This window comes from Streptomyces olivochromogenes, assembly GCF_021538895.1.
Classification (GTDB): domain Bacteria; phylum Actinomycetota; class Actinomycetes; order Streptomycetales; family Streptomycetaceae; genus Streptomyces; species Streptomyces olivochromogenes_A.
Genome location: NZ_JADDRL010000108.1, coordinates 1 through 22,081, shown reverse-complemented (window position 1 = coordinate 22,081; position 22,081 = coordinate 1). Strand labels below are relative to the sequence as shown.

The following is a 22,081-nucleotide window of genomic DNA, read 5'->3' as shown; positions in this document are numbered from 1 at the left end:
GAGCCTAGGAAGACCGGCGCCGCACCCGCTTGGACGGCAGCGCCGGCCCGGTGGAACATCGGCGCCACGCGTTACCGTCGTAGCGACGAAGGGGAGGGGGCTCGACGGGTGATGACCGGCACCGCGGCGGAGTCCGACGGGTCGCGTGGCGCGTTCAGCCTGGACTCCAGGACGCCGAGCGGCGTTCCGTCGGCATTCGACACCTTCCGGCGCGAGTGGGAGACGCGGATCGGCGACGGCTTCCGGCTGCCCACCTTCAGCGCGGACACCACCAGTGACTTCCGGGTCAGGCTCCGCGTCGCCAGGGTGCGCGACGCGGCGATCACCGACCTCCACGGAGCCTCGGCCACCCGGACCGCCGGTGCCGTCAACGGCGTCGAGGACCAGGTACGGATGTACGTCGTCCGGCGCGGCGCATGGACCCTCGACGGCCCGCCCGCGCGCGGCGAACACACGGTGTCGGCAGGGCAGTTCCTGCTCCGGCACGTCGGGCGGCCCGCGCACTTCCGCACGGCGCCGCACACGACGGCGAAGGTCGTCGTCCTCCCCGCCGACCTGCTCAAACCCCTCCTCGCGGACCGGATCGTCACCGGGCCGGCGCGGTCGGCGGAGGTCCGTCTGCTGGTGGCCCACGCGAACATGATCCACACGACGATGACCGACCTCGGCCCGGCGGGAGTCCAGGCCGCCCGGAGCACCCTGATCGAGCTGGCCAAGGCCGTGGCGCGAGGCCGGTTCGACGACATCGAGCCCCGACTGGCGCCCGCGCTCGTCCAGGCCGCGAAGGACCTCGCGAACCACCGACTCGCCGATCCCGAACTGTCCTCGACGACCCTGGCACGCGAACTCCATGTCTCCGTACGCACTCTCCAACGCGCCTTCGCCACAGCGGGGGAGTCGGTGACCGCCTACATCCGCAGCCGGCGCCTGGAGGAGGCCCGGCTCGCCCTCACCGCACCGTCCGGCCACCCGAGCGTCTCGGAACTCGCGGCCCACTGGCAGTTCGCGGACAGCAGCCACTTCATCCGCGCCTTCAAGAAGCGCTACGGCCGGACGCCCACCGAGTACGCCCGTTCGCTCGGGTCGACTGGGGTGGCCTGACCGGGCAGTGTGACGCAGGTCACTTGGCGGGATGGAACTCGACGGCCGGTATCGGCGAACAGTAGGCGTCCAGTACACGGCTTCGAGGGATATGAAAATGAACCACAGAGGTGAGGCGTGACGGTCCTGCCGAGTGCCGGTGCCGACAGCGTCACGGCGGCGGATGCGAGCGGTGGCTCCGACGGGTCGGTCATCGAGCGGTCCTGGAAGACGCCCGACGCGTTCGCCGTGATCTTCGACCGTCATGCCGACGACATCCACCGCTACATCGCACGACGTCTGGGCTCCGACACCGCCGACGACCTGATGGCGGAGACGTTCGTGATCGCGTTCCAGCGTCGTCGGCGTTACGACGTGTCGCAGGCGCACGCGCGGCCCTGGCTGTACGGGATCGCCACCAATCTGATCGGCCGTCACCGCAGGGACGAGGCCCGTCGGTTGCGGGCGCTGTCGCGCATGGCGTCCCTGTCTTCGGGCCGGGAGTACGGCAGTCCGGCCGACGGGGTCGTCGAGGAGCTCGATGCCGGCGGGACGGACGGCGCTTTGGCCGGTGCCCTCGCCGAACTGCCCGCCCGGCACCGGGACGTGCTGTTGCTGGTGGCCTGGGGAGAACTCGACTACGCGGAGGCCGCGCAGGCCCTGGGCGTGCCCGTCGGCACGGTGCGCTCCCGCTTGCACAGGGCCCGCACCAAGCTGCGACGGGCCCTGGGCGGACCGGAGTTCACCACGTCGACCGTGCCTCGGATGGAGACTGATCATGGATGAAATGACGATGCTGCGGGCATGGGAGACGGACGCACAGGGGCCGTCCGACCAAGTACGCGCCGCCGCCCGGGCCCGCCTCGGAGCCGCCATGGCCGAAGAGTCCCGCAGGGCAGCGCCCCGCGGACGTGAACTGAGTCGACGACTCGTGTTCCGTGCCACGCTCGCCGGCCTGACGGCGGCAGCGGTGGGCGTCGCCGTCGTGGTGGCGAACGACGACGAGGGCGACCACAAGCCTCGGCTGGGCGCGGTCAGCGCCACGGAGGTGTTGCGCAAGGCCGCCGCCAGGTCGCGTGCCGCGGGCGGCGACCTGCCCGTGCCACGTGATGACCAGTACTTCTACACCAAGACCTACGTCACGCGGACACCGGTGAAGGACGGTAGGACGAAGACCTGGACCGACGAGAGCTGGATGTCGGTGGACGGTTCGAAGCCCTCGCGGCGTGAGGAGCACGGCAAGGTCCACAACGACCCTCCGCTCGGCAAGCACGAGGTGAGGTGGCCACCCACCGTCTACTCCAAGCTCCAGGACATGCCGACGGATCCCGACCGGCTCCTGGCTCAGTTCAGGCTCGGTCAGGCCGGCAGCCCGATGGCGGACAGGCGGGCCTTCTTCGAAGGGTGCATGCTGCTGATGGGGCCGCGTGTGATGCCGCCACGCCTGCAGGCCGCCGCCTTCGAAGCGCTGTCGAAGCTTCCCCGGATCCGCCTGGACTACGACGACGTGGACGTCGCAGGCCGCAGCGCCGTCGGGGTCTCGTACCCCGAGGCGTCCTTCACCTTCCTCTTCGATCGCGGGACGTACGACTACTTGGGCCTGCGTACCAAGGGGAGTGTGCCGAAGAAGGTGCACGGCGAGTGGAAGCAGACCGGCTGGTACTACGAGACCAGGAGTCTGCGGGACATCCAGGTGGTCGACCGCATCGGCGAGCGCGACTGAGCTGCCTGCCGGGGAAGCCGACGGCCGTCGACGGGCGGGTACCGGTCACCGGTCCCCGGCGAGGTCCACCAGTTGGTGCATCACCGCCGGCGGCAGCGTCGGATTGGCGGCGGCCGCGCGGGCGCTGTCCGGCAGGGTGAGCCGCCGCAGCAGCTCGTCGGCGGGGAACCTCGGGTCACGTACCGCCCACTCGCCCACCTCCGGGTCGTCGGCGAGCCGCAGCGGCAGTTCCGGACCGGCTTCCGGGTCGTCCAACGCGGCATGCCGCAGCCGGGGGTTGGGATCGTTCGCGAAACGGGCCAGACCGGGCCTGGCGAAGTTGGGCTGCCCCCGCAGACGCAACCAGGACCGCTCCTCCGCGGTGGCGTACACCTCCACCAGCAGTTCGTGCGGGGCGTCCTGACAGTGGTGACACAGGAGGTTCCGTACCTCCGGATCCTCGTCCGCGGCCAGCCGCGCCACCACGTCGTCCGGCAGGTGCGGCTGCATGGCGAGCGCCCGCCGCAGCCCGAGGTGCGCCGACGTGGCGATCCGCAGGGCCTGCTCCGGCGCGGTCGCCCGTTCCTGGATCCAGCGCGGCTCCGGAACCCAGGGCGGGATCTCGTACGAGATCGTGGCGCGCTGTTCCTCCGTCAGGTCCTCCCGCATCGACAGGGCGAGCCGGACCGTGTCCTCGGGGTCGTGGGCGAGCCGCAGGGCGAGCGCGAGCGGCACGTCCGGGTCACCGGCGGCCTCCCGCCGGATGCGCGGGTCGGCGTGCGTCACCCGGGCCTGGGCCGTGGGCACCTCCGGCTCCGGCTCCTCCTCGACCTCGACGCGCAGCAGCTCGGCCAGCTTCTCGCGCACCTGTGGAGCGGGGTCGTCGAGCAGCCGCTCACGGACCGGCGGCGCGAGCCGCTCCCACAGTTCCCGGCCCAACACCGCGGCCCGTACACCGGGATGCTCGTCCTCCACCAACCGGTCCTGCACGGCGTGCGGCAGTCCCGGACAGCGGGCGACCGTCCTTCTGACCTTCGGATCCGAGTCCCTGGCCAGGACCTCCGGCATTCCTGGCGGAATCCGGCGTCCGAATTCGGCGAGCAGGGCCGCGTAGACGAACCGGACATGGGGATCCTCGTCGTGCGCGAGCCGCGCCAGCTCATCGACGTCGGCGGACGCGTTCTCCAGGACGTCCAGCCGGAACTCCCTCCGCGTCGCCGCCACCACGATGGCCGTGGCCTCCGCGTCGAGCTTGCGCCAGGTGAGCCATCGCGGGCTCGTCGACAGCTGCTCGAACTCCAGCAGCCGCCGCAGCACCGCACCCGGCAGAGCCGGATTGCACGTCAGCCCACGCAACCACGCCCGTGCCACGTCCTCATCCGTACCAGCCTGCTTCAACGCCTCATTCACCCGGACATGGTTCAGGGCGCACCTGTTCACTGTCCAGGAGGTGAGGGCCCGGGCCCGGGGCGTCCAGGTCGTCGGCGGGCCCGGCGAGTGTCTCCGGTCCCATCTGTGTGCACAGCAGGGTGTGAGTCGGACGAGCGGCGCAGCGCGCCGTGCCTGCCTCGGCAGTCGTTTGGCGGGGCGGTGCGAAATCCGTTTCCAGGGCCGGTCGCGAAGTCCCGCGACCTGGTAATTTCGCTGCTCAGAAGGGTTGTTGGGGGCCAGAGCCGGACGTTCGAGCCGCACAGGCGATCCTCAGACTTCCGTCTACTTACCGTGCGGAGGTAACTCGTCGTTCACTGATCCGTCGCCGAGGAACGGCTTCCTTGGGGGCAAAGTTATCTAGACAACTTGCCCATCCGGGTGTTGCCATGACAGCACCCGGGGCGGAGAGGACCCAACACCGTGCCACCCCTCTCACAGGCCGCCGCCTCCGGCAGCAGCATCGCGCTCGGCTCCACCACGCCTCCCCAACGCGGCGACAAGCTGACCTTCACCTGGTCGACCGACGCGCCCGACCCGAAGAACTGGATCGGCGTCTACGACGGCGACCGCCAGCCCCGCAGCGGCAGCAGCTCTCTCGTGTGGGCGTACACGCCCGGCTCCGGCGGGCAGACGACCCTCGACACCTCCGGCCTGAGCGGTGGCCCGTACACCGTGTATCTGCTGGCCAAGGACGGCTACGACATCCTCGCCAGGACGGAGCCCTTCAGCTTCGCCGGAGCGCCCGCCGGCAACTCGATCACGCTGACGACACCCCACCCGCACGAGGGCGACAAGGTCTCCTTCCACTGGGCGACCGACGCGCCCGACGCGAAGAACTGGGTCGGCGTCTACGACGGCGACCGGCAGCCCGGGCACGGCTCCTCCCTGGCGTGGGAGTACACCCCCGGCGCCTCCGGCGACATCACCATCAACACCTCCGGACTCAGCGGCGGGCCCTTCAGCGCGTACCTGCTGGCCAAGGACGGCTACGGCATCCTCGCCCGCAGCGAGCCGTTCAGCTTCACCGTCCGCCCGGTCATCCCGCGCCCGCACGCGGTCGTGGACGCCGTCACCACCGAGGCGCAGACCGCGGGTGCGGCCTTCTCGGTGCGGCTCGGCGGACTGTGGATCAGGCCCGAGGGCAATGCCGCGGGCAGCGCGACCTTCGAGCGCGTCGCGGGTGACCCCTGGCTCTCGGTGGCCGCGGACGGCACGGTCAGCGGCAAGGTCCCGGTCTTCGCTCCGTGGCGGCCCGGCCGGGTGGTGGCCGCCGTCACCGACAGCGCCGTCGGCAGCGACACCGTCACCGTTCACGTGCCGGTGCGCACGGCGCGGGAGCGGCTGCGGCTGAAGGTCGCCACGCTGAACCTGTGGGACGCCGGCACCCACGTCGACGGGTTCCTGGAGAAGCAGCTGCGACTGGTGCTCACCCAGGGCCTGGACGTCGTGGCGCTCCAGGAGTGCGGTGACAACGGGGCCGAGAAGCTCGCCGGGGCGCTCGGCTGGCATGCGCACCAGGCCGGTGGCCTCGGCATCGTGAGCCGCTACCCGCTCACCGACGTCGTCGCCCCGACCGCCGAACTGCCCGCCGCCGCGGCGACGCTGCGCCTGCCCGGCGAGCGCACGGTGCGCCTGTGGACGGCGCAGCTCGACGAGGCCGACTACGGGCCGTACGCGCTGCTGGCGGGCCGGACGCCCGCGCAGGTCGAGGCGGCGGAGAAGGGCACGGTGCGCTACCGGCAGGTGCAGGCGCTGCTCGCCGCGCTGCGGTCGGACATCGCCACCCGCAAGCCGGTCGTGCTCGCGGCCGGTCTCGCCTCGCCGTCCCACCTCGACTGGACCAGCCGGACCGCACCCGCGCACGGGGGAGTGGGCCGGGTCCGCTGGGCGGTCACCGAGGCCCTGGAGAAGGCCGGCCTCGTCGACGCCTTCCGCGACGCCCACCCGAACCCGGTGAAGTCCCCGGGCACCACCTGGTCCCCCGTCAGACCGCAGCACGAGGGCGGCGGCGCGGAACCCCAGGACCGCATCGACCAGGTGCAGTTCGCGGGTCGGCTGAAGGTGCTGGAGGCGCACAGCCTGTGTACCGGCTGGCCCCGTCCGGTGCCGGACACCTCCGCCAACGGCTGGCCGTCCGACCACGCGGCCGCCGTCGTCACCTTCTCCCTGTCCGCCCGCGGCTGACCCCGTACGACCCGAAGGGCCTTCCTCCCATGACTGAGATCAGCCGCCGGACCTTCATCGGCACCACCGCGGCAGGCGCCGCCGTCGCGGCCGGCCTGCCCGGCACCGCGGAGGCCGCGGCCCGCGACGCCCGCCAGGGCAGCATCGCCGACGTCAAACACGTGGTGATCCTGATGCAGGAGAACCGCAGCTTCGACCACTACTTCGGCACCCTGAACGGCGTACGGGGCTTCGGCGACCGCCAGGCGACCGTCCTGGCGAGCGGCGACTCGGTGTTCCGCCAGCCCGACCGGGGCCGCAAGGAGGGCTACCTGCTGCCCTTCCGGATGGACACCACGAAGTACAACGCGCAGAACGCGGGCGGCCTCCCGCACGACTGGGACACCGGCCACAGCGCCGTCAACAACGGTGCCATGGACAAGTGGGTGCAGTCCAAGGGCGAACGCACCATGGGCTACTTCACCCGCGAGGACATCCCCTACCAGTACGCCCTGGCCGACGCCTTCACCCTCTGCGACGGCTACTTCTGCTCCCTGAACGGCCCGACCGACCCCAACCGCCTCTACCTGTGGACCGGCACCGCGGGCCCCGGCGTGGACGGCACCACCGGCCCCTGGACCGACAACACGCCCGTCACGAACAACCCGGTGGCCGACTGGACGACGTACGCCGAACGCCTGGAGCAGGCCGGCATCACCTGGCGCGTCTACCACAACCCCGACGGCTCCGACGACCGCAACGGCGACTACGACGACAACGCGCTGTCGTACTTCAAGCAGTTCCACGAGTTCCCCAAGGACGACCCGCGTTACATCAACGCCATGACGAAGTGGGACCTCACGGCGTTCGACAAGCACTGCAAGGACGGCACCCTGCCCACGGTCTCCTGGCTGGTGGCGCCCTACCTGTTCTGCGAACACCCGAACGCCAGCCCCGACTACGGCGCCCACTGGGTCAACACCGCGCTCCAGTCGCTGTTCTCCAACCCCGACGTGTGGAAGCACACCGTCTTCCTCCTCATGTACGACGAGAACGACGGCTACTTCGACCACGTCATCCCGCCGTTCCCCGAACCCGGCACCAAGGACGAGTTCGCCAACGGCAAGCCCATAGGCCTCGGCAGCCGGGTGCCGCTGTGGGTCGTCTCGCCGTGGTCGCGAGGCGGCTGGGTCAACTCCCAGGTCTTCGACCACACTTCGGTGCTGCGCTTCCTGGAGCGGGTCACCGGTGTGCGCGAGCCCAACATCTCCGACTGGCGGCGCACCGTCTGCGGCGACCTCACCAGCTGCTTCGACTTCGCCAAGCCCGACTACAGCGTTCCCGGGCTGCCGGACACCGTCGCGCTGATGGCGAAGGCCGACGCCAACAACGGTCTGCCGCCGGTCGAACTGCCCGCCGAGCAGTCCATGCCCGCCCAGGAGGAGGGCCGGCGCCGGCACCGCGCGCTGCCCTACCGGCCGTGGGCCGACGTGACGGTCGACCGGACGACCGGCAAGGTCACCTGCACGCTCACGAACGACGGCAGCGTCGGCTACCACTTCACCGTGCTGCCGAACATCGCCCAGCCCTTCACCGGCACGCCGTTCACGGTCCCGCCGCGCTCGTCCCGCACCCATGTGTGGGACGCCGCCGAGACCGACGGCCGCTACGACTTCTCCGTGTACGGCGCCGACGGCTTCGTGCGCCGCTACTCCGGGACGGTCGTCCGCGAGGGCCAGGACGACGTGGCGGTTCCGTCGGTCACGGCCCGGCTGCGGCAGCCCGGGCGCCCGGACAGCGCGACGGTGGAACTCGAACTGCGCAATTCCGGCGGCACCGACGTGGCCTTCACGGTCACGCCGAACGACTTCGCCGGCAAGGAACAGACCGTGTGGGTCAAGGCGGGCGACCGCACGCGGCTGGCCTGGCGCACCGACGAGGGACGGTACGACCTCACCGTCACCGCGGGCACCGGCACCCGGTTCGCCCAGCGCTACGCGGGTACCGTGCACGCCGGGTGAGCCCGGCCGGGTGAGGCACGTCGGGTGGGACCGGTCGCCGGCCGCGGCGGGCGACCGGTCCCACCCGTGGGTCAGCTCGGCCCGCTGTGGAAGAAACCCGACTTCAGATCCTGGACGACGGCGTCGAGCGGATGCCCGCTCACGATGAACGGTCCGTTCCATGGCGCGCTCAGTGCGAAGAGCAACGCCAGGCTGAGCCCGACCACGCTCCCGATGCCCGTGATGAGCAGGGACGTGCGCAGGCTGCTGCGGAAGGTCAGCGCGCCCGCGTTCACGATCAGGGCCAGTCCGCTGACCACCAGGGTGACGACGTAGAGCGAGGGGACGTCCCGCGAGGCGGCCGCGATGCGAGCGCGCCGACTGGTGGTGACGCCGTCCAGGGAGACCAGCAACTCCGTACTGGCCGGGGAACCCAGCTCGGGCCGGGCCGCCTCGGTGCGCACGCTCCGCTCCAGCTGTGCGACGGCGCGAGCGGTGCTCGGGTCGTCACCGGACGCCGCTGCCGCGCCGCTCCACTCCTTGGCCCGCGTGGTCTGCAGATAGTCCCGCAGTGCCGTGTGGATGGGCTCCGGCTGGATCCGTGGGCTGGTCGCCGCCCACGCCAGCCGGGAGGCCGCGGCCGCCTCGTCGCTCACCAGGCCCTCCGCCGCGCGCAGGTAGCCGGCCTCGCTCGCCAGCGAGAGGGCCGCGAAGATCGCGAAGGCGGCGCCGAGCGTAGGCATCAGGGGCATGGCGATCTGCGGCACCCGGTCCTGTTCCGTGGCCGGTACCAGCGCCCGGACACCGACCCGCGCCACCGCCGCGACCAGCAGGGCGAGCAAGAGCCAGCCCGCGACCAGCACCAACGCCGGCAACGAGGTCAACCAGTCCACCAGATCACCCACAACGCGTTCCCGTGAGCGTCACTCGGCGGGGCGACACCACTTGCCCGCGGCCCGACGCTCCTCCTCGATCACTGCAACCAAGGCCGCATGATCACAGGTCGAGACGCGCCACGCTCGCGACGCCCGGGAGGTCACCTCGCTGCTTGGACCGAACAGCCGAATGCGGCGACTGTCGGCTTCCCCGGAGCGTGCGCCTCTCGGGGCGTACACGCTCCGGGTGCGTGCCACCTGTGTGTCACCACCAGTTGACGACCGCGTTCTGGTACTCGGGTGAGGCGGCGAAGCCGGTTTCGGCGTCCTGGTGGTTCAGGCCCGCCTTGAGCCGGCCGGTCCAGCCGTCCCAGCCCGCCTGCTCCGGTTCACGACGCAGATAGCGCAGGTAGAGGCTGCGGGCGTAGGCCCGGCAGTACTCGTCGGACAGGACGAAGCCACGCGCCACCTCGTAGCGGCTCATCCCGCCCGCCATCGCGGCCTTCCAGTACTGGAAGCCGCCGGCGTCCGGCGGGCGGCGCAGCAGCCGTCGGTACAGCGAGTCGATGAAGGCGTCGTCGGCCGGATACTTGGCGCGGTACTCGGCGCTGTCCAGGAAGGCGACGATCGCGGCCTGACGGCCGAGGCCACCGGCGAGCTGGGTGCGCCAGTGGTTCAGGCCGGCCGGCTCGGGGGCGCGGTCGAGGAGCGTGAAGTACAGGTCGGTGGCCAGGCGGCCCGAGTTCTCCAGCGAGTACAGGAAGGCACGGGCCACCTGGTCGGCGCTGGTGTTGGAGAACAGCTTGCGCACCCAGTAGTCCAGGCCGTTGTTGTCGAACCGACGGCCCAGTACGTCGCGGTAGAGGGACGCGGCCCAGATGTGGCGCCGGTAGATCTCCCGTACGCCGGCCCGGTCGTCCGCCGCCGGTGTGCTGGGCGTGGGGTAGAACGGGTTCATCGTCGAGTTCGGCACGGAGGTGTGGTTCAGGCCGAGCGAGTGCCCGAACTCGTGGACGGCGACCGTGAACAGGTCGAAGCCGCCGGCCCGGATGCCGTCCTGCCAGCGCTCGTCCTCGTCGAAGTGGGCGTCCCCGGCGAGGGCGCCGCCGTTGGGCGGCGGGAAGAAGGCATGAGCGAGTATGTTGCCGGGGCCGTCGAACGGCGAACCGTCGCCGTGCGTGCCCTGGGCGAACCTGATCTCGACGTCGGGCGTGGCGGTGGTCTCCTCGAAGACCAGCGGGACGACCGCCGCCCAGCGTGCCCAGGCCTCGCGGATGAGAGCCCGCTGCCGGTCCCCGTCGAAATCGGGGCTGAGGTTGTTGATGCGGTAGGTGATCACCGCGTGGTCCCAGACGGTGCCGAACGCGACGAACTCACCAATGCCGCCAGGGGACTTGGCGTGCCCGGGCTCCTCCGTGCCCTGCCGGTCCGGGAAGCCGCAGCGGGGCTGTTCGAAGACCTTGCGGGTGGCCTCGTCGACGGCGCCCGTGGTCGGCAGCAGCGCCATGGCCTGTGAGGCGCGTAACGCGGCGCGTCCGGCGTCGCTTTCGAGAGGGACGTCCTCGGGGAGATAACCGAAGGTGCGCAGGTAGTCCGTGGCGACCTTGGCGTCGCCTGGAGAGGGTGCGACGGCGGGTGGGCCACCCGCGGCCTTTCCACTTTGGGCAGACATGACGCTCCTTGCTCAAGGTGCGGATGCGAGGAAGTGCGGGTGCGGTCGTCCGGCAGTGCGCGGTTGGCTGTCGGCGCTCGATGCCGGCGACCGGCTATCAGGTGGTGCGATCCTCAGCGGGCCGCGGGGAGCCGTCCATAGGCCGGGCGGGTATCGTCCCCCTCCGGTTGTGTGCGCGAGCGACGCGTGAGCACTCCCGAGACGCCGCCGCGGAAAGTCCCAGGTCGCGCAAGGCCGTTGACCCTACGGCGGCTACGCCGCATGGAGCGCCGTGCCGCCGTCGGGCAACGCAGGCCCGCGTGTGTCCGCGTATGACACGCAGTTGCGCAGTTGCGCGAGGCTCGCCAGACCCGGGCCTCGCGTCGGGTCAGCCGGTGAAGGACTCGGGGCCGAAGCGGCCCACCACCACGAAGGCGGCCAGGGTGAGCAGGGCCAGGTTCACCACGACCGCCGGGGGCTCGTGCCGGCGGACGTGCGTGATGATCGCGCCGACCATCAGCAGCACCCAGCCGACAGCGGCGAGCGGCACCAGCACCGGGGCGATGTCGAGCGCGGCGGGCAGGATCAGACCCACCGCGGCCAGGACCTTGAGGCCGCCGATGGTCTTGATGGTGCCGGAGCCGAAGTCCTCGACCCAGGCCCAGCCGGAGGCGGCCAGCTTCGCCTTCGGCTGGACCAGCAGCAGGGCACCGCCGCCCAGGGAGGCCACGGCCAGCAGTCCGGCAATGATCCACAGAGCGATGTTCATGAAGGTTCTCCTTATGGGAAACGGGGGTGCCGGTGGTGCAAGGTGTGCGTCTCGGCAGTACGACGACACAACCCCTCGGGATGTGAGGTGCCCGCGGCGTGTTCCGCGTCGGCCTCACAGTTCGGTGCGCTGTCTCGTCGGACCGCTGAAGGGCAGTTGCGACCAAGGGAGTCGGCGGAACATGAGCACGCAGTCCGAGCCGGAAAACGATCGGCTCGATCCGGGCCTGAGCGCGATCATGGGCGAGCGGCGTCAGCTGATCAATCTCGCCTACCGGCTCCTCGGCTCACTCGCCGACGCCGAGGACGTCGTACAGGAGACGTACACCCGCTGGTACGCCATGTCCCCGGCGCAGCAGGAGGCCATCGCGTCCCCCGGCGCCTGGCTGACGAAGGTCGCCAGCCGCGTCTGCCTCGACCTGCTCCGCTCGGCACGGGCCCGACGGGAGCGCTATGTCGGCGAATGGATCCCGGAGCCGCTGCCCGATCGTACGGAGTGGATGAACGGCCCGTCGGACGGCACCACCGTCGATCCGGCCGACCGCGTCACCCTCGACGAGTCGATCAACATGGCCTTCCTCGTCGTACTCGACTCGATGACCCCCGCCGAGCGCGTCGCGTTCATCCTGCACGACGTCTTCCAGTACTCCTTCCCCGAAGTGGCCGAGATCGTGGGCCGTACCCCGGCGGCCTGTCGCCAACTGGCCTCGTCGGCCCGCCGTCGCATCCGCGCGTCACAGTCTCCCGCGACTCCCCTCGCCCAACGGGCCGACATCGTCCGGGACTTCAAGCAGGCGTGGGAAGCCAACGACATCGACGCCCTCATCGGACTCCTGGACCCCGACGCCACGGCGATCGGCGACGGCGGCGGCCTCGTCGCGGCCGCGCTGCGCCCGGTGGACGGCGGCGAGCGGATCGCGCGCTACCTGGTCGACGTCGTCGCCAAGGCGGCCGAGGCGACCCTCCTGGAGCGCATGGTCAACGGCCAGCCCGGTCTGGTGGCCCTGCAGGACGGTGCCACGGTGTTGGTGATGGCGTTCGACGTCGTGGGCGACCGGATCAAGCGCATCTGGGCCGTGCGGAACCCCGAGAAGCTCCGGCCTTGGACGACGGGTTGAGGCGAGCGCCTGTTGCCGAGCCTGCCATGGGAGACAATGTTCGGCATGACGACTTGAAGAGCATCCGACGGGCACCGGCGCTGGCGCAAGGTCGGGATGTGGGACACGGTCCTCGACGGGGAGCAGCGGTTCTGCGTCGCCTGTAGGACGCCGGTCCGCTCGTACGAGTACCGCTTCTATCCGCCCGAGTCCGACATGTTCGAGCGATGCGTCGGACTTGCCTGGTGTTCCGGCTGCCGTATCTACTCCGGCAACATGGTGTACGTCCCCCGGAAGCGAGTCCTTGTTGACGCTCTGGCGGCCCTCCCCGGTGAGCAGCGGGAACGGCTTGTGCGTTCGGAAGTGAAGCTGATCGACTTCCTGGACCGCCGGACCCGCGAGAACGGTAGTGAGAAGAGTGAGGGTGCCGAGGGACGCTGAGCCTGCTGGACCGGCACGGCTCGGGCAAGCTCGGTCGGGTCGATCCCTATGGCGACACGCTGTTCAACGAGCAGGAAGCCCACGCCGCCCATCAGGAAGTCGCCGCGAGGGCGATGCGGCGGACGTCGGCCGGACTCGCCGCGGCGCTCCATAGAGGACTGGGCCGGCGCGGGACTCCCGACCGAAGCCGCCTGAGCGGACCGGCTACCCGACCAGCACCCGCTCCGCCGCTTTGCCCGCCGCGCCGTGGCGGCTGGGCAGAGCGAGGGCGGTCAGGCCGAGGGTGAGGCCGAGCAGGTTGCTCGCGATGTCCTGGGTGTCGGCGGCGCGCAGCAGCCACGGCACGGCGTACTGCGTGGCTTCGATGCCGAACGGCAGGGCGGCGGCCGCGGCCGCCAGCTGTGCGGCTCGTGTCCGCGGGCGGATGAGGCCGATGGCCACGCCGAGCGGCACGAACAGGGCCACGTTCAGGCTCTGTTGGTTGACGGTGCCCATTTCGGCGGGTTGCGGTATGTGCCAGCTCTTCTGCCAGGCCGGGTTCGCGTAGCGAATGTTCTCCATGTAGTGGCCGCCGATGTCCGGAAGCAGCGTGAGGGTGACGATGCCGCCGAGGGAGAGCACCAGGAGGAAGGCGGTGAAAGGCGTCACGTCGAGCCGGCGGCCGATCCGGTGGCTGTACAGGAGTGCGGCCAGCGCGGAGAGCAGGGTCCCCGGCCAGAAGAGAGGGGTGGCATGCAGAACTGCTGTGATCACGGAAGGTCCTTCGGGCCGGACAGGTGCGGTGGGCGGGGCCGGGCGGCGCCGTGGTTCACGGGGCGGCCGGGCCGCCGAGGGACCGACCGTCGCGGTCGTACGGCCAGGCGTTGGGCCTGCAGCCGTGCAGCCCCTTGATCTGCTGCATCATCACGGGGGCAGGGCTGCCCGAGCCGGGGCAGCCCTCGTGGCCACGGCCCAGGCGATGCCCGACTTCATGGTTGATGATCAGCGCGTGATAGGTCGCGGGCCGGCCCCGGTAGTAGGGACTGAGCAACAGCCAGCGTCTGAGGTTGACCACGACTTCGGTGCCGCCCTGGCAGTTGACCTCACCACCGGTGTCGAGGCCGTAGCGGTTGCACAGTTCGTCCGTGGTGGTGGGAGAGGCCAGGTGCACCGTGAAGGCGTACGGCGGCCGGTCGACGCGTTGGAACGCGGCACCGCTCCTGGTCCAGCCGCGTGGGTCGGCCAGTATGCGCTCGACCTCCTTGGCGAAGGCCTTCGGATCCTGGCCGATGCCGTCCTCGACGTCCACCGCGTAGCGCAGCGGCCTGCCCTTGCCTGCCACGGCCGAACCGCCCACGGCCGGAGTGAAGTCTCCGGTGCCGTGTTCTGGCACGTTGCCGGTGGATGCGGCGCTCCCCTTCGAGCCGTCGTCGTGCCCGGTCCCGACGTACAGGCCGGCGGCGAGCGCTCCCAGCATGGCGACGGGCAGGGCGACGGTGCGCCATGAGTGTTTCCTGGTGGTCTGGCGGTGCCTCATACGGCCATTGGACCGACCGCGATGTGAACCGGGCGTGAGCGTTCGCCCTCACGCCCGGATCGACGGGCCTCTCAGCAGCGCTTCATTTCGGCGCGCTGACCTGCCGGGCCGGCAGCGTCACGCATACCGTGAGGCCTCCGCCGGGGCGTGGCACGGCGGCCACGTCACCGTCGTGCGCCTGGGCCACCGCCCGCACGATGGACAGGCCCAGACCGCTGCCGCGCGCCGATCCGACCCGGTCGGTGAGGCGGCGGAAGGGTTCGAAGAGCACGGGGATCTCGTGCACGGAGATCGCCGGCCCCGTGTTGGTCACCTCCACCTGTGTCCACCGCGCGCCGCGCCGCGTGGTGACCTCCAGGTGGCCGCCGCGCCGGTTGTGGCGCACCGCGTTCTCCACCAGGTTGCGTACCAACTGCTCCAGCAGGATCGGGTCGCCGACCGTGGGCGCGGCCGCGAGTCGCCGGGTCATGCGCACTTCCTGCCGGGACGCCTCGGGTTCGGCGGCCTCGATGACGGTCGTGCAGAGGTCCGCCAGGTCGAGCGGGTGACGGTCGGTCAGCGCGTCCTCGGCTCGTGCGAGGGTGAGCAGGGCATCGATGAGCCGCTCGTGACGCGCGTTGACGGCGAGCAGCTGCTCGCCCAACTGCTGCATCTCGGACGGGACGTCGGGCCGGTTCAGGGCCACTTCGACCAGGGTCCGGTTGATGACGAGCGGAGTCTTCAACTCGTGCGCCGCGTTGGCGATGAAGCGTTCCTGGCCCGCGAACGCGCTGTCCAGGCGGTCGAGCATCTGGTCGAAGGAGTCGGCCAGCCGCTTCACCTCGCCGGGAGGAAGGTCGAGGTCGATGCGCTGGTGGAGCGTCCGCCCGGCGATGCGCTCGGCGGTGGAAGTGATCTGATGAAGCGGGCGCAACAGACGTCCGGACGCGAGCCAGCCGGCCGACGTGGCGAGCGCACCCACCGCCAGGACGGTCAGACCGCCCTTGGTCAGCAGGTTCCTGCGCATCGATTCCATGATGACGCTCTTGGTGCCCGCGTCATCGTCGGGCGGGTGGGTGTATGAGAAGGCGACGTCCAGGCCGTACTGCATGCTGTTGCGCACCAGGATGACGGACCCGGCCAGAACCGCCGCGGCGGCGACGAAGAACAGCAGGCCGAACACCGCGGTGAGCCGCAGTCGCAGACTCCCTCGCCAGGAGGACGCGTGTCGGGCGGCGGGGTCGGTCCGCGTGTCGGTGAAGGTCATCGGACGCGGTATCCCACACCGGTGACGGTCTCCACGGCCTGCGGGGCGCCGAGTTTGCGGCGCAGCCCTCGCATGGTGACTCGGACGATCGTGGTGAACGGGTCGATGTTCTCGTCCCAGACGCGTTCCAGCAGGGCTTCCGCCGAGACCGGAGCGCCGTCCGCGCGGAGCAGCTCCTCCAGCACCGCGAACTCCTTGCGCGACAGGTCCACGCGACGTCCGTCCCGGTACGTCTCGCGTAGATGGGGGTCGAGGCGGATGCCCGAGCGTTCGAGCACCGGCGGTGGTGCCGGCCGGGCCCGACGGCCCAGGGCGCGGATACGGGCGACCAGTTCGGCGAACGCGAAGGGCTTGGGAAGGTAGTCGTCGGCCCCGATGCTGAGCCCGGCGACCTTCTCGGCGACGGTCGTCGACACGGTCAGCATGAGGATCCGTACGTCGGTCCCGGACGCGACGGTCTGCCGGCACACCTCGTCACCGTGCAGCCGGGGCAGGTCGCGATCGAGCACCACCACGTCGTACGCGTTCACGGCCAGCCGCTCCAGGGCCGCCTCCCCGTCGTGCACCACGTCGACCGCGAACGCTTCCTGGCGCAGTCCCCGCACGATCGCGTCGGCGAGCATCTCCTCGTCCTCGACAACCAGAATGCGCATGCCGTACCCACCCCTCGCCCTGGTGCCGCCGTTCCCCGGCATCCACCCTGACGAGACGGAGGACGGGGAGTTCGCGTTCACTCCGGGGCGCGGGCCGCCCTCAGGCGCCTTGCCAGCGGTTGAGCGTCTCGCTCCGGTCGTCGTAGGTGAGCCAGGTGCCGTCGCCCAGCGGACGTACATAGGAGCCGACCGGTCCGGTGGGATAGGTGAGCGCCCCACGTATCTCCAGGGTGTGGGCGTCGAGGAGCCAGTGGCGGCCCCCGTCCGGGTCCTCGTCCGATTCGACCGTGGTGGCGATGACGGTGTCGGCGTCGAGGAAGCCGCTGGCGTAGTCCCAGGAGCGCGGCTCCTCGTCGTCGGCCGGCTCGGGTGCGGCCTCGGCGAGCACGGTGCCGTCCAGGGCGTGCAGGCGCAGGTCCGCTCCATAGTGCTCGACCGTCAGGAAGCCGGGATGCTCAGCGTGGACGTCCATCAGGATGCGGTCCAGGCCCTCGTTGAGGTCCCAGGCGCTCAGCTTCTCGCCGTCCCAGCGCGCCCAGTGGAGCAGGATGCCGTCCTGGCCCATGCCGATGCACAGGCCCATGTGGACACCGTCCGGGTGCGAGAGATGGTGTGAACCGGAGGCCGCACTGTCCAGCGGCAGCCGGGTCACCTCTCGTCCGTACCGGGCGTCCAGGACGACCCAGTACTCCTGCCAGTCCTGACCGTCGTACTCCTGGTGCTCCTGCAGGTCCTGCCTCTCCGGCTCGATCACCACATGCGCCCAGACGAACCGGCCGTCGTCGGAGACCCGGCACGACCCGTGTTCGAGGCCGCGGCACACCTCCTGCTCGTCCCCTGAGTGCGGGTGACCGATCTCAGGGCCCCAGCAGCCGTGCCGGTACTCCCACAATGTCTCCCCGCCCGCGCTCACGGCCCTGACCGCGCGCTGGCCCGAGAACACCGCGAACGAGCCGTCGGGGCAGACCGAATGGACACCGCGGTCCCAACCCGGCCAGGGAACCGGGAAGACGGCGGCCGGCGCGCGCTCGCCCGCGAAGACTTCGGACAGGTCGTACACCTCCAGCTCGTGCCCGTTCTGGAGAAGTGCCCGGCGCGGCCCGTCCCGGCGGCTCTCGAAGGCGAAGCCGTTGACCAGCGCGTCTCCACCCGGGAGCCGCACCGAGTCGCGCAGTTGTGCAGTGATCGACATGGTCCGAAGGTAGTGGACCCGACTGACAGCGTGGCGAGGGCCGTGCCCCGGCCCCCGTTCGCAAGTGCGGGACTACTTCAGCCCGATGGCGGCGCAGTCCGACGCGTAGGCCTGGGTGCAGATCTGCCGGACCGTGTAGACGCCGTCCGCGATGACCGTGTCCTTGATGTTGTTCTTCGTGAGGGAGACGACCGGCACCAGCATCGCGGGGATGTCCTTCTGCGTCGGGCTGTCGACCTTGTCACGGGTGAGCGCGTCGAAGGCGATGTCACGGCCCTGGACCTTGTTCACCGCCATCTCCGCGGCGTTGGTGGCCTCCTCCAGGAACGACTTGTACACGGTCATGTACTGCTGACCCGCGACGATCCGCTGCACCGCGTCCAGGTTCGCGTCCTGCCCGGTGACCGGCGGGATCTTGCTCGCGCCCGCTTCCTTGAGCGCGTCGATGGCGGCACCCGCCATGCCGTCGTTCGCCGAGTACACGGCGGCTATGTTGGTCAGGCCCACCGACTGGATCGCCTCTTTCATGTGCGCCTTGGCGACCGCGGGCGACCACTTGTCGGTGTCGTACTGCTTGACGATGTCGACCTTGCCGTCGAGTTCGCCGAGCGCGCCCTCCTTGAAGCGCGCGGTGTTCGGGTCGGCGGGGTCGCCGTTCATCATGACGACCTTGCTGCTCGACCCCTTCCCGTCGAGCGCCTCGACGATCGCGCGGCCCTGCACCTGGCCGACGAGTTCGTTGTCGTGGGAGATGTACGCGTCGATCGGGCCCTCCGCCAGGCGGTCGTACGCGATGACGGGTATGCCCGCGTCCTTCGACTTCTGCACGTCCGGCGCGATGCGTTTGGCGTCGACGGCGTCCACCAGGATGATGTCCACCTTCTGCTCCACCAGACGCTGGAACTGCTGGCTCTGCTTCTCCACGCTCGCCTCGGCGTTGGCGTAGACGACCTTGCCCTTGCCGTGGGTGAGCGAGTCGACTTGTTTCTTGATGATGGGGTAGTCGAACTTCTCGAAGCGCGCCGTGTCCCGGTCGGGCAGGAGCAGCCCCACCTTGATGTCGTCGCGCCTCGGGGACGCGGAACCGCTGCCTACGCCGTTTCCGCCGAGGGCGCCGCACGCTGCGAGCGTGAGCGCGGACGAGATGGCGGCCAGAGCTGTGGTGGTCTGGCGCACAGCGGCCTTACGGCTGGTACGAGTGTTCACTTCACGGGGCCTTCCGAGCCAAGGAGCAACCTTGCGTCCTGAGTGGCCGATAGCAAAGCGTGAGTAGTGTGACACGTCAAGATGTTGTCGTAACAAATGGCGAATCCGTGGCCGAGTCAGGCCAGGGACGGTGCTGTGCTCGTGGCTGGTATCAGCCGCCCGGCCGCCGACGGCTAGCGCGGTCGGCCCAGTCCCGCGACGAGGAGCTCGACCATGCGGCGCGCGTCGTAGCGGGCATCGTGGTCGGCGCCGATGCAGAGGTTCCCGACACCGCGCATCAGCTCGTACGCATCCACGTCGGAGCGGATCTCGCCGGCGGCGGTCGCGGCTTCGAGCAATTCGGTGCACACGGGAACGAGGCGGTCGATGAAGCAGCTGTGCAGCGTCTCGAAGCTCGCGTCGTCGGACCGGAGGACAGAGGCGAGTCCGTGTTTGGTCACCAGGAAATCGACGAAGAGGTTGATCCATCGGCCCAGTGCGGCGTGCGGAGTCGGGCAGCTCGCCAGCAGGGCCGGACCGGCCTCGGCGCAGGCCTCGATCTGGTGCCGGTAGACGGCGATGATGAGATCCGCCCGGGTCGGGAAGTGGCGGTAGATCGTTCCCATCCCGACGCCGGCCTTGGCCGCGATGTCACGCACCGGCGCTTCCACGCCCGACGCGACGAAGACCGCGGCGGCCGCGTCGAGCAGGGTCTCCTCGTTGCGCCGGGCGTCCGCCCGCTTGGACCGGGCCGCGCGTCCCGCGCCCTCGTCGCCGTCCTTCACCGCGCCGTTCCCTTCACTGCCGAGCCCGCTCATCGGAACGCCGTTTCGACTTGATATCGGAGACAGGTTCCGTTTACTCATGATGCCAGGGCAAGCGCTCGCCGACCAATCCGCGCACGCTTCGCCGCGCCAAACGGAGCGATATTCCGCGTTGCGTTGAAGAAATCAATCGGCTCCGTGTCGAGGCTCCCGTAAGGTGCGCGGGTTGTCGCGGCGGAGAGGCGGTGCGGGTCGCGCTCGGGAGCGGCCGGCGGCTGACGCGCTGCCTCCGGCCGCCGCGACGAGCACGGCCCCGAGCGCGAACACATCGGCGGCACCGCCGAATTCGTCGCCTCGCGCCTGCTCGGGCGCGAGGTGTCCGGGAGTCTCGAAGGCCGCCCCGGTGGCGGTCAGCCGGGCAGACCGTCCCCATGCCGCCCGAGGTCGGCTCTCGCTCGACGGTGTGGTCACCGATCCGCCGTGGCGGGTTCGCGCCGTTCTCTGTCGTCTGTACGTCTCCCCCTGCGCAGGGTCACCCGTACGTGACGCCGTCCGAAGCGCCCCGGCCGATCTCCGGTCCCACGTGTCCGTCCAGCAGCGTAGGTGAGGACACCGCCCGTCGGTCCGGGAGGCCGGGCTCAGCCGCCGCGCCGCACCCGGGCCGCCTCGCGGGCCTCCGCGAGCTTGCGGGCCTCGCTGCTCTTGCGGGACGGCCTGCCACCGGAGCCGCCCTTCGCGTCCTTGGTGCTGCCCAGGCCGCGGAACGGGGCGTTGTGGTTCTTGGGGCGCGGTACGGTCGGCCCGCCGTCGAGGGGCTTTCCGGAGGGGGCCTTGGCGCCGGTGATCCGGCTCAGCTCCGCCTCGCCGGACCGCACCTTGGTGACCTTGGGGGCGACGCCGGCGTCGGCCATGACCCGGCTCGTCTCGCGGCGCTGTCCCGACAGGACGAGTGTCACGACGGTGCCGGAGCGGCCGGCCCGGGCCGTGCGGCCCGCTCGGTGCAGATAGTCCTTCGGGTCGGTGGCCGGGTCGACGTTGACCACGAGGTCCAGGTCGTCGACGTGCAGGCCGCGTGCGGCGACGTTCGTCGCGACCAGCGAGGTGACCTGCCCGTTCTTGAACTGGGCCAGGGTCCGGGTGCGCTGCGGCTGGGACTTCCCGCTGTGCAGGGCTGCGGCGGCCACGCCGCTGGACCGCAGATGCCGCGTGAGCTGGTCGACGCCGTGCTTGGTGTCCAGGAACAGCAGGACGCGGCCGTCCCGGGCGGCGATCTCCGTGGTCACGGCGTACCTGTCCGGGCCGTGCACGACGAAGACGTGGTGATCGATCGCGGAGACCACGCTGGACGAGGGATCCACGGAGTGGACGGCGGGATCGCGCAGGTAGTCCTGCACCAGCTGGTCGACATCGCGGTCGAGGGTGGCGGAGAACAGCATGCGCTGCCCGTCGGGACGCACCTGGTCCAGGGCTTCGGTGACCTGCGGCAGGAACCCCATGTCACACATCTGGTCGGCCTCGTCCAGGACCGTGATGCGCACCCGTCCCAGTCGGCAGCCCTTGCGCTCGATGAGGTCGTGCAGCCGACCGGGCGTGGCGACGACGATCTCGGCGCCGTCCCGCAGCACGGAGGCCTGCCGGCCGATGGACATTCCGCCCACCACGGTTGCGAGCCGCAGCCGGAGTGCCTCGGCGTACGGGGTGAGCGCCTCGGCGACCTGCTGCGCCAGCTCCCTGGTGGGCACCAGAACGAGCGCCAGCGGCTCTTTGGGCTGCGCGCGCTGCCCGGCCGTCCGGGCGAGCATCCCCAGGCCGAAGGCGAGCGTCTTGCCGGATCCGGTGCGGCCCCGGCCCAGGACGTCCCGCCCCGCGAGCGCGTCCGGCAGCGCCGCCGCCTGGATGGGGAAGGGCACCGTCACACCGTGCTCGTCGAGCACCCGCAGAACCTCGGTCGGCAGCCCCAGCCGCGCGAAGGACGCCGCCGGGGGCAGAGCCGCAGTGGCGCCCGACGCCTCGAACACCTGATCCTGCTGCCGGGCATCGGCACGTGCTGATTCGCTCACAGAAAGCCTTCCTCCGAAGGGACCGTACCGAGGAAGGCGCGGCGGGGACGCGGCCACCGGCCAGGGACCGCGAACCGGGCACCGACACAGCGACGCTGCAAACGTCCGAGACTAGCACGGGGCACACCGCCCGGGCCTCCCGTGGCCTCGCCGAGCACAACCTGAAGCAGGCGATGGAACTGGTCCGCACCTGAACACCCCTGGTGTCCGGCCGAGTTGGCTCATCAACCGACCGTTGCCGACGCGGGGACGGCGCG

General features: G+C 70.7%; 19 protein-coding genes. 7 read left to right on the top strand and 12 right to left on the bottom strand.

Going from position 1 to position 22,081, the window contains the following annotated elements; translation table 11 throughout:
- Positions 1-111 precede the first annotated feature (111 nt).
- From IPZ69_RS36780 to IPZ69_RS36770, 3 genes are all read left to right on the top strand, one after another.
- Positions 112-1,101 (top strand): helix-turn-helix domain-containing protein, encoded by a 990-nt coding sequence (locus IPZ69_RS36780; protein ID WP_235459048.1) that lies wholly within the window; start codon positions 112-114, stop codon positions 1,099-1,101.
- A gap of 117 nt (positions 1,102-1,218) precedes the next feature.
- Positions 1,219-1,866 carry an RNA polymerase sigma factor gene (locus IPZ69_RS36775; RefSeq protein ID WP_235459047.1) on the top strand — a complete coding sequence of 216 codons (648 nt, stop codon included), beginning with the start codon at positions 1,219-1,221 and terminating at the stop codon, positions 1,864-1,866.
- Positions 1,859-2,803, top strand: coding sequence for a CU044_5270 family protein (locus tag IPZ69_RS36770; protein ID WP_235459046.1), 945 nt, complete (start codon positions 1,859-1,861; stop codon positions 2,801-2,803). The genes IPZ69_RS36775 and IPZ69_RS36770 overlap by 8 nt, the downstream gene beginning before the upstream one ends.
- A gap of 45 nt (positions 2,804-2,848) precedes the next feature.
- Here IPZ69_RS36770 and IPZ69_RS36765 read toward each other — a convergent pair whose 3' ends face one another.
- Positions 2,849-4,153: a hypothetical protein gene (locus IPZ69_RS36765; RefSeq protein WP_235459045.1), complete on the bottom strand. Its 1,305-nt coding sequence runs from the start codon at positions 4,151-4,153 to the stop codon at positions 2,849-2,851.
- A gap of 480 nt (positions 4,154-4,633) precedes the next feature.
- Between IPZ69_RS36765 and IPZ69_RS36760 the strand changes: the two genes are divergently transcribed.
- Together IPZ69_RS36760 and IPZ69_RS36755 are read left to right on the top strand one after the other, a co-directional pair.
- Positions 4,634-6,397 (top strand): endonuclease/exonuclease/phosphatase family protein, encoded by a 1,764-nt coding sequence (locus tag IPZ69_RS36760; RefSeq protein ID WP_235459044.1) that lies wholly within the window; start codon positions 4,634-4,636, stop codon positions 6,395-6,397.
- Between the two features lie 29 nt (positions 6,398-6,426).
- A complete protein-coding gene (locus IPZ69_RS36755; protein ID WP_235459043.1) occupies positions 6,427-8,397 on the top strand; it encodes a phosphocholine-specific phospholipase C in 1,971 nt (656 codons plus the stop codon).
- A gap of 71 nt (positions 8,398-8,468) precedes the next feature.
- Here the strand turns inward: IPZ69_RS36755 and IPZ69_RS36750 are convergent, their stop codons facing one another.
- From IPZ69_RS36750 to IPZ69_RS36740, 3 genes are all read right to left on the bottom strand, one after another.
- A complete protein-coding gene (locus IPZ69_RS36750) occupies positions 8,469-9,269 on the bottom strand; it encodes a bestrophin-like domain (protein ID WP_235459042.1) in 801 nt (266 codons plus the stop codon).
- A gap of 247 nt (positions 9,270-9,516) precedes the next feature.
- Positions 9,517-10,923 carry a matrixin family metalloprotease gene (locus IPZ69_RS36745; RefSeq protein ID WP_235459041.1) on the bottom strand — a complete coding sequence of 469 codons (1,407 nt, stop codon included), beginning with the start codon at positions 10,921-10,923 and terminating at the stop codon, positions 9,517-9,519.
- A gap of 367 nt (positions 10,924-11,290) precedes the next feature.
- Positions 11,291-11,671, bottom strand: a complete 381-nt coding sequence (locus IPZ69_RS36740; protein ID WP_235459040.1) for a DoxX family protein — start codon at positions 11,669-11,671, stop codon at positions 11,291-11,293.
- A gap of 181 nt (positions 11,672-11,852) precedes the next feature.
- Here IPZ69_RS36740 and sigJ point away from each other — a divergent pair, with 181 nt between their 5' ends.
- On the top strand, positions 11,853-12,788 hold the full coding sequence (gene sigJ / locus IPZ69_RS36735) for an RNA polymerase sigma factor SigJ (protein WP_235459039.1): 936 nt from the start codon (positions 11,853-11,855) through the stop codon (positions 12,786-12,788).
- 96 nt (positions 12,789-12,884) lie between these two features.
- Complete coding sequence (locus tag IPZ69_RS36730; protein ID WP_235459038.1) at positions 12,885-13,208, top strand: hypothetical protein; 324 nt, start codon at positions 12,885-12,887, stop codon at positions 13,206-13,208.
- A gap of 204 nt (positions 13,209-13,412) precedes the next feature.
- Here IPZ69_RS36730 and IPZ69_RS47565 read toward each other — a convergent pair whose 3' ends face one another.
- The 8 genes from IPZ69_RS47565 to IPZ69_RS36690 all read right to left on the bottom strand — a co-directional run bounded on the left by IPZ69_RS47565 (position 13,413) and on the right by IPZ69_RS36690 (position 21,824).
- Positions 13,413-13,961 (bottom strand): VanZ family protein, encoded by a 549-nt coding sequence (locus tag IPZ69_RS47565; RefSeq protein ID WP_235459037.1) that lies wholly within the window; start codon positions 13,959-13,961, stop codon positions 13,413-13,415.
- A 55-nt stretch (positions 13,962-14,016) separates the two neighbouring features.
- Positions 14,017-14,724: a DUF3152 domain-containing protein gene (locus IPZ69_RS36720; protein WP_235459036.1), complete on the bottom strand. Its 708-nt coding sequence runs from the start codon at positions 14,722-14,724 to the stop codon at positions 14,017-14,019.
- A gap of 82 nt (positions 14,725-14,806) precedes the next feature.
- Positions 14,807-15,970: a sensor histidine kinase gene (locus IPZ69_RS36715; protein WP_235459035.1), complete on the bottom strand. Its 1,164-nt coding sequence runs from the start codon at positions 15,968-15,970 to the stop codon at positions 14,807-14,809.
- Positions 15,967-16,623, bottom strand: a complete 657-nt coding sequence (locus IPZ69_RS36710) for a response regulator transcription factor (protein ID WP_235459034.1) — start codon at positions 16,621-16,623, stop codon at positions 15,967-15,969. Before IPZ69_RS36710 ends, IPZ69_RS36715 begins: the two co-directional genes overlap by 4 nt.
- A gap of 100 nt (positions 16,624-16,723) precedes the next feature.
- Positions 16,724-17,815 carry a hypothetical protein gene (locus tag IPZ69_RS36705; protein ID WP_235459033.1) on the bottom strand — a complete coding sequence of 364 codons (1,092 nt, stop codon included), beginning with the start codon at positions 17,813-17,815 and terminating at the stop codon, positions 16,724-16,726.
- A 72-nt stretch (positions 17,816-17,887) separates the two neighbouring features.
- Positions 17,888-19,021: a sugar ABC transporter substrate-binding protein gene (locus IPZ69_RS36700; RefSeq protein WP_235459032.1), complete on the bottom strand. Its 1,134-nt coding sequence runs from the start codon at positions 19,019-19,021 to the stop codon at positions 17,888-17,890.
- A gap of 173 nt (positions 19,022-19,194) precedes the next feature.
- On the bottom strand, positions 19,195-19,818 hold the full coding sequence (locus IPZ69_RS36695) for a TetR/AcrR family transcriptional regulator (RefSeq protein WP_268835508.1): 624 nt from the start codon (positions 19,816-19,818) through the stop codon (positions 19,195-19,197).
- A gap of 584 nt (positions 19,819-20,402) precedes the next feature.
- Positions 20,403-21,824, bottom strand: coding sequence for a DEAD/DEAH box helicase (locus IPZ69_RS36690; protein WP_374295101.1), 1,422 nt, complete (start codon positions 21,822-21,824; stop codon positions 20,403-20,405).
- Positions 21,825-22,081: the final 257 nt, after the last annotated feature.